Here is a 798-nt window from a genome sequence, read left to right as displayed (position 1 = left end):
GCGAGCGCAACGTCCACCTCGGCGGGCTCGCCATGGGCATGTCCCGCGAGGAGATCCGCGCACGCTACGACGAGATCGTCGACTTCTCCGGGATCAACGAGAAGGGCGACTTCATCACCCTGCCGATGCGCACCTACTCCTCCGGCATGGCGGCCCGGCTGCGCTTCTCCATCGCCGCCGCCAAGGACCACGACGTCCTCCTCGTCGACGAGGCGCTGGCCACCGGCGACCGCTCCTTCCAGAAGCGCTCCGAGGCCCGCATCCGGGAGCTGCGCGAGCGGGCGGGGACGGTGTTCCTGGTCAGCCACAACAACAAGTCGATCCGCGACACCTGCGACCGCGTGCTCTGGCTGGAGCGGGGCGAGCTGCTGATGGACGGGCCGACGGAGGACGTGCTCAAGGAGTACGAGGCGTTCACCGGAGGCACGGCCAAGGCCCGCAAGCCGCAGCCCGGGCCGAAGGCGGTGCCGGTGCCCTCCTGAGGCCCACGCCCGCGCGCCCTCTTCGTCGTATTGATGCCAATATGACCGAAGAGGACTGTCCGGAGCGACGAGCAGCCGAAGGAGCCCCGCGATGCCCGAGCTGAGCGTCATCGTCCACGGGCCGAACACGCAGGACCACCTGACCGGCCTGCTCGACTCCCTCACCGCCCACCCCCTCCCGGACACCGAGGTCGTCGTCGCCGCCGTCGGCGACTGGGCCCGCGAGACCGCCCGGCGGCACGCCCCGCACGTCCAGGTGCTGCCCCTGCCCGACGGCACGCCCGACGCGACGGCCAGGGCGGCGGGGGCGGCGCGG

The 798-nt window shown here is 72.1% G+C and carries 1 protein-coding gene and 1 pseudogene; both read left to right on the top strand.

Features of this window, described 5'->3' with window-relative positions; all coding sequences use genetic code 11:
• A partial coding sequence (locus tag B7767_RS48570; protein ID WP_373408259.1) for an ABC transporter ATP-binding protein occupies positions 1 to 482 on the top strand: 482 nt, incomplete at its 5' end.
• Positions 483 to 573: 91 nt separating this feature from the next.
• Positions 574 to 798 (top strand): annotated as a pseudogene (locus B7767_RS33270) (CDP-glycerol--poly(glycerophosphate) glycerophosphotransferase); the annotation flags it as partial.

Origin of the sequence: Streptomyces sp. 13-12-16 (assembly GCF_002114215.1) — a bacterium.
Classification (GTDB): Bacteria; Actinomycetota; Actinomycetes; order Streptomycetales; family Streptomycetaceae; genus Streptomyces.
This window is presented reverse-complemented; position numbering and strand designations above follow the sequence as displayed.